The sequence below is a fragment of the Streptomyces sp. AcH 505 genome, from assembly GCF_000818175.1.
Lineage (GTDB): Bacteria > Actinomycetota > Actinomycetes > Streptomycetales > Streptomycetaceae > Streptomyces.
In genome coordinates, this window is record NZ_JTIY01000001.1 from 2,197,132 (window position 1) to 2,203,411 (window position 6,280).

The 6,280-nt window shown below is 65.9% G+C and carries 8 protein-coding genes and 1 tRNA gene; 1 reads left to right on the forward strand and 8 read right to left on the reverse strand.

Going from position 1 to position 6,280, the window contains the following annotated elements; all coding sequences use genetic code 11:
- The first annotated feature begins 394 nt into the window (after nt 1–394).
- A complete protein-coding gene (locus tag HY68_RS10180) occupies nt 395–979 on the forward strand; it encodes a hypothetical protein (protein WP_157874315.1) in 585 nt (194 codons plus the stop codon).
- A 305-nt stretch (nt 980–1,284) separates the two neighbouring features.
- On the opposite strand, the gene HY68_RS46195 is transcribed toward HY68_RS10180, so the two are convergent.
- From HY68_RS46195 to HY68_RS10205, 8 genes are all read right to left on the reverse strand, one after another.
- Entirely contained in the window at nt 1,285–1,674 is a 390-nt protein-coding gene (locus tag HY68_RS46195; RefSeq protein ID WP_347560414.1) for a tyrosine-type recombinase/integrase, read from the reverse strand.
- Entirely contained in the window at nt 1,620–1,955 is a 336-nt protein-coding gene (locus tag HY68_RS46200) for a hypothetical protein (protein ID WP_347560415.1), read from the reverse strand. The genes HY68_RS46195 and HY68_RS46200 overlap by 55 nt, the downstream gene beginning before the upstream one ends.
- A gap of 343 nt (nt 1,956–2,298) precedes the next feature.
- Nucleotides 2,299–2,904, reverse strand: coding sequence for an ATP-binding protein (locus HY68_RS40545; protein ID WP_078863523.1), 606 nt, complete (start codon nt 2,902–2,904; stop codon nt 2,299–2,301).
- 26 nt (nt 2,905–2,930) lie between these two features.
- Entirely contained in the window at nt 2,931–3,383 is a 453-nt protein-coding gene (locus HY68_RS42695; protein ID WP_198533248.1) for a hypothetical protein, read from the reverse strand.
- Between the two features lie 121 nt (nt 3,384–3,504).
- Nucleotides 3,505–3,591 (reverse strand) — tRNA-Ser (locus HY68_RS10190).
- A gap of 101 nt (nt 3,592–3,692) precedes the next feature.
- Nucleotides 3,693–4,298: a GNAT family protein gene (locus tag HY68_RS10195; RefSeq protein WP_041987189.1), complete on the reverse strand. Its 606-nt coding sequence runs from the start codon at nt 4,296–4,298 to the stop codon at nt 3,693–3,695.
- Nucleotides 4,295–5,461 carry a ThiF family adenylyltransferase gene (locus tag HY68_RS10200; protein ID WP_241778527.1) on the reverse strand — a complete coding sequence of 389 codons (1,167 nt, stop codon included), beginning with the start codon at nt 5,459–5,461 and terminating at the stop codon, nt 4,295–4,297. The genes HY68_RS10195 and HY68_RS10200 overlap by 4 nt, the downstream gene beginning before the upstream one ends.
- Before the next feature lie 416 nt (nt 5,462–5,877).
- On the reverse strand, nt 5,878–6,258 hold the full coding sequence (locus HY68_RS10205; RefSeq protein WP_157874317.1) for a hypothetical protein: 381 nt from the start codon (nt 6,256–6,258) through the stop codon (nt 5,878–5,880).
- Between the last annotated feature and the right edge of the window lie 22 nt (nt 6,259–6,280).

Below are 6,280 nucleotides of genomic sequence, written 5' to 3' on the forward strand. Positions count from 1 at the left end.
GGGCGGGGGCGGTCGCGGGCGGTGGCGGAGACATGGAGCCAGCGGCGGCCTGGGGCCGCCGCGCCGCGCGGCCGCGTCAGCGGGCTTCGACCGGGTCTCATTCGAAGCAAAGAAGAGCAACGTCGATGACGTTTTCATCAAAGAGGCCATCTGGGGGATCCCCTACGGGAAGCACGCAGATTATTCAGACGAGTTGACTAAAGCTGGAAACCCCGAGCTCGCAGATCGAGTACGTCGCGCGGAGAACGAACCTCCTTTCTAGCAAGACCGGGGGATCACGGATCGCGTTGCTTGACTGAATCCCTGCCAGACGCTCTGTATATTCCGCCATAGGATGCCTGTCTGTTTTCCGAAACAGCCCCCATCCAGGGCCGTTGGCCTGCATTCTGCGTTCATGGACGAAGGACTTGTAGCGCTGATCACCGCAGGTGTGGGGCTCATAGGCGGAATCAGTGGAGCCGCCATCGGGGGCCAGGCCGCTGTGAGGGGCACACGCCTCGGGGCAGAGACGGCTGCACAGGCCACTGCCAGACAGGTACACGATCAAGGAGCGATCAATCACGAGCATTGGCTCCGCGGGCAACGTCTGGAGTCCTGCCGCGCCTTACTCGCCGCGTACGACAGGTACGCGATCACTGCGTCAGACATCAGCCGGGCGCTGGAGGCCCAGAGTCAACCATCACGTGAGATGTGGTCAACCATCGGGCAAGCCGTCTCTGACATCAGGAACAGCTACTTCCAAGTCCGGCTTTTGGTCTCCGAGGACCTCCTTCAGCCCACCCGTGATCTCCGGCTTCACGTGGAGGACCACAAGGAGTGCTTGGACCGCTGGGCGGACGCATTCCTGACCGAGGACGACCAGAGGGCGGCGGCTGAGGAAGCCGAAGAGGAACGACGCTGCAAGCAGCTTGGTGACCTTCACGGCGACTTGGTGGAGGCGGCTCGACGCGCCATGGCCGAGCGACCGGCGATCAGCTGACCATCCACGTCCGGCAAGCCCGGTGATTCCTTCTCTCTACAGAAACGCAGGTCAGCGACGCGTGGAGCGATGGGCTGTGGACCACGCCTGGTCCACAAGCAGTGATCCAAAGCGGTACAGGGGTGGCTCAGGGCGAGACACGGCAGATAGCGAAGGGGTGCCCCTCCATGAGGGGCACCCTTTCTGATCAGCACGTTCTCTGACCTGCTGCGGTGGGTGTGGGATTTGAACCCACGGTGACATCGCTGCCACGACGGTTTTCAAGACCTTTCGGCGATCACCGGCCGCCGCAGGCTTCTTGCAGGTCAGACGAGGGCAGGAACACCCGCCGACCCGTCGTCATCGTCATCGTGCCCCTTGCGTGCCCCTCGGCCATGATCGTGCCCCTCAAGCCACGCGTCAGAGGCCGAAGCCACCTCGGCATCACGGCCGGCCACTGGATGGGCGTAGTGCCGGGTGGTCACGCTCGCGTTCGAGTGGCCGAGGCGATGCGCCGCAGTCATGACGCCGTAACGATCAGCAACCCCCGTACCGTGCGAAGCGCGCAGATCGTGCGGTGTCAAGTCGGTCAGCCCGGCAGCGGCAACCGCAGGGTCAAAGTACGCCTTGCGCCACTGGTTGTAGCGGAGCGGTCGGCCACTCAGGTTGGTGAAGATCGACGCGTCATCACCGCCAGGCAACGTGTCGAGATACACCCGAGCCGTTTCGCGAGCGACGGAGCCAGCGTGAGCGTTCTCTTTTGGTGTGACTTCGGAGTGTCGAAGAACAGGGCGCCGTTGGCCTCAGCCAGGTTCTCGTCCACGACCAACAGCCGGTTCGGCACGTCCACGTCCATCCGTCGGAGCGCGAAGGCTTCCCCGATGTGCAAGCCGGCGAAGGCCAAGACCGCGATCAGCAGGTCATGAGGCTTGGTCGCGGAGCGAACCACTCGTGACGCTTCTAGTGGCGTCACGATGTGCGGCTCCGTCTGCGGCATCCGAGGAAGCCGGACCCCACGGCACGGGGTCTGAGCAATCAAGTCGTTGTCGACGGCAGCAGCCATGATCTGTGACAGCACCCGATACGCCTGATGGACGGGGCGCCGTACGCGAGTGCCGGCCGCAGTGTGGCGAGCGTGGGGGCTCCCATCCCGACCACCTTCGACCCAGGCAGAGCCGAGCAGACGAGGCCCCTGGCGTCCAGGTCGTTCATACAGTGGCGCGCTCCACCTGGACGCCAGGAACCACGCCCGCTCCACGGTGTGTGGGTCGAAGGCGGACGGGATGGCAGCTGGGGTGAGTGGTGGGGCAAGGTAATCATGGATGGTTAAGCGCCCGTTTTTACCCAATCAAGAACACAAGCAGGCAGCCGATAACAATTCCCATAAGACCAGCAAACGCGATTGGGATACCCTTTCGCGACTGCTGAGCGTCACGCATCTCTTCGATTATGCGCCCTTGACTAAAAATTACTTCAACAAGGTTTTCAAACTGAGCATTCCTATCGGTCGAACCATTGTCGAGCTGGTTCACCGTTGACAGAATTTGATCAACAGAGGCAGGGCGAGTAGCAGTACCTGAACGCACCCAGAGCTGGCCGGCGTTGCTGGTGATGCCACTAATTGGCGCGGCCACCTGCACTGCACCGATCGATTTGCCCTCTACCTGGATGACCGAGACCCAGACGGCAGGTGACGGCTGCAGCAAGAGAAGGGCTCGATCGACGTCCCTCCGAAGCCTGGCATCATCGATTCCCCCGATGAGCCGATTGGGCATCTGCGTCGTCTCATCCCGAAGCCCGAACAGAATCACCCCGCCCGCCGTGTTGGCAAACGAACCAATAAGCTTGGCCAATTCCGACGGGCGAGGGATTGAGTACTTTACCTCTAACGTCTCACTTTCAGGCTGATCGAGTAGCCGATGAATATCGCCGTACGCTAATGGCATGAGCTCTCCATCCTGTTGGCAATGAACTAGCTCGCCTTCCGCCAACTCTCCAGGGCCTGTCGCGCCCGGGTCTCCAGGTCCTTGGCGCGAGTCGCCTGACTTGCCACCGCACTCATCCGCTGCTCGGTGCCCATGTCAGGCGATGCCAGCGTGCTGCTCGCCACCAAGTAGCCGCTCAACACATTGACTAGGTTGGATCGGACATCGAGTCCTTGAATCATCGGTTCAAGCTGCCGAAGCGCATTCGTCGCCTCCTCGCCGCCCGATGCCCGCCACCAGGCTGCGTCACGGTACGTCAGAGTCGCATCGGTGGCGATTCTGATCAGAACCAGTAGGTGCGCCCCGACCTCAACCGGAGGAGCATTCTGCATACGCCGTTCAAGAGCATGTTGCCTCCAGGCCGCCCACACGGCCGTGGGACCGCTGACGGCTCCGATTGCGCCGCCGATGCCGCCCACCCACGCTGCTATGTCCGCCACGATGCCGCGTGCCCCTAACGTGCCCGAACAACCGGGGAACCAGGGGGAACCACGGATCGTAACGGCCAACTGATGACGTATGGCCCCCGACCGAGTCACCCGGTCAGGGGCCGTTCACGTGCGGTGGGTGTGGGATTTGAACCCACGGTGACATCGCTGCCACGACGGTTTTCAAGACCGTTCCCTTAGGCCGCTCGGGCAACCCACCTCCGCCCCGCCGACCAGCGGTGGAGCGGCTACAGCCTACCGGCTGTGGGGGGTCCTTGCTCGTGCCTGGGCCGTGGGGGCCGGGCCGGGGGCTGGGGGGCTTCAGACTCGGTCGAGTTGGGGTGTTCTGTCCAGGATCGCCAGTTCCGTTTCGGTGGCTTGGAGTTTCCAGTCCGGGGCGACCGTGGCGTACGTGGTGACGTCGTGCCAGCAGCCCTGGGTGTGGAAGAGCTGGCGGAGGGTGGCTTCGGGGCGGAGGCCGGCCGCGTGCATCACCTGGGGCATGTAGTGGTGGTCGCTGCGGTGGCCGGCCCAGATGCGGTGGAGGTTCAGGCTGCCGAAGCCGTACGCCATCAGCAGGCGGCCCGCTTCGTGGCCGTGGCCGCTCACCGGGGCACCGGGCAGCAGGGCCAGGCTGGTGAGCATCGCGTTGCTTCCGTAGTCCTCGACCAGCATGCCCATGGTGCCGACGAGGGCGTCGTCGTCCAGGGCGCAGACCGCGAGGGTGTACTTGCGTCGCGGGTGGGTGTGGGGCTGGGCGAGGCACTGGGCGAAGGTGTCGTGGGCCTGGTCAGCGTCCATGCGGTCGATGCCGAGGAAGCGGGTCAGTACGCGGTGGGTGAGGATGCTGGCGAACCGGTCGTGGTCGTCGGCGTGCAGCTCCCGCAGGCGGAGGTGGTCTCCTCGCAGCTCGGGGATGCGGTTCACAGGGTGGCTCCGAGTGGTGTGGGGAGGGCGGCGGCCCGGGCGGGGATGTGGGAGTCGAGGTCGATGTAGTGGCGGCCCGAGGGCACGGGTTCGCCGAGCAGGATGCGGCGGGCGGTGTCGGTGACCAGGGCGGCGCCGAGCATGACGCCGCCGGCGAGTTGGGGCCAGCTGGAGAGGGTGCTGCCGACGCGGGTGAGGGCGTCGGTCATGGCGGGGCTCAGTCCCTGTTCGTCCACGACGCGGAGCAGGAAGCGGACCGTCTCGGCCCGGTCGAGGCCGCGTACGTCGGCGGCGGTCGTGTCGCCGGTGCGGCCGTGGAAGAGCGGGCGGTCCGGCTCGATGTCGAAGCGTTCGATGTCGAGCAGCCCGCGGTCGTTGGTGTCCATGAGGACGGGAATCCGGCGGCGGCGTGCGTGTTCGCGGGCGGCGACCTTCACCCACGGGGTGTCGCACTCCTCGATCAGCAGGTCCAGGCCCCGGTCGCCATCGCCGCCGCCGTCGCTGCCGCTGCCGCCGAAGAAGTCCTCGACCGTCTCGTCCGTGACGCCGGCGCGGTAGACCTCGATGTCCAGGTAGGGATCCAGCTCGTACATGCGCCGGGCGCACAACAGGCTCTTCTCCACGCCCAGTTCGTGGACGCCGGCGCGCAGCCGGTTCAGGTTCGACAGGCTCAGCCGGTCGAAGTCCGCAAGCCGGAAGGCCCCGCCGACACCCTCCATCGCACAGGTCAGCGCGGCGCTGCTGCCGACCGACAGGCCGATGACACCCACCCGCCGCCGGAGCAGCGTCTGCTGCTGCTCGCGGGTGATCTTGTCGCGGTTGCGGTCGAAGCGCACCAGACGGAACTCGTCTTCGGGCAGTACGTGGACCAGCTGGCCCGACCACGGGTACCAGGCCCAGCTGCCGTACGTGTCGGGCCGTCCGCCTGTCGCGTCGGCGACCGCGCGGTCCATGGCCTGCCGAGTAAAGGTTTCTCCAGGTGCCAGGCAGCGTACGAGTTCCGCGACCTGGTCCGCGATCCGGTCGTGGATCTCGTGCACGAGCGGCGAATCCCGCAGTGCGGCCAGGGCGGCGGCGTCAGCGGCGTCTGCCGGGTCCAGCAGCATCGGACGAAACGATTCGCTCGGTTCCGATTCCGACCCGGGGTGGATGGTGTCGATCACGGCGAGGACGCTAGCAAGCGGACGATCTTGGACGGCGACACGTCACCCTCGGGGGCACACTCGAATTGATCTTCTACTCTATCCCCGCGGTTGGGGTGGGCGGGGCGGCGAAGGTCGTGTCCGTCGGGGCGCCGAAGGTTCGGTGAAGGCCACGGTGACTCGGTACGTTCCCGTGCGGGCCGCCCGGCTCGTCACCCGTACTCGCGCTGTGGGGAGGCCCGTTGACGGGTCTCGCCGACAGGACGTGACGGTGACCGTCCTGGTCGGGTGACGCAGGCGCTCGTGGTTCTTCCCCGTCGTGTGGATCGCCGGACCGTGCAGAGCCGTGCCCCACTCCGGCAGGCGTCCACGTGGCGGGAGTTGGATGTGCGGCGGGTGGGTCGGGTACGGACCCGATCCCGCCGGTCTTCCGGGCGTCAGCCTCTCGGCCGTTTCTGCTTGGCGGCCGCGTAGGCGCGGAATTCGTGGAGGGTGTAGAGCATCCAGCACCAGCCCCTGCCCTCGTGCCAGTCCGCGTGCAGGACCACCGGCTCGTCCAGGTGTTGGGCTTTTCTGCGGGCCGCCGTCAGTGCCGCCAGCAGCTCCAGGTGCAGATCCGGGGGCAGTTGGTCGCCCGCGCGGTCGCTTCGCATCGCGACGAGCGCAACGCCCGGGCGGTCCAGGCCTGTTGTCTGGGCGACGAGGGTGGTGCGGGACGCGCGGTCGATGCTGAGGCTGCGGATCTCGTCCGCGTGGACCAAGTCGTACGAGTCGGGCGGCAGATGGTCGTAGAGCCGTCCCTCTCTGTTCGTTGCCACCCAGACGTCAGCCATGCCTCAT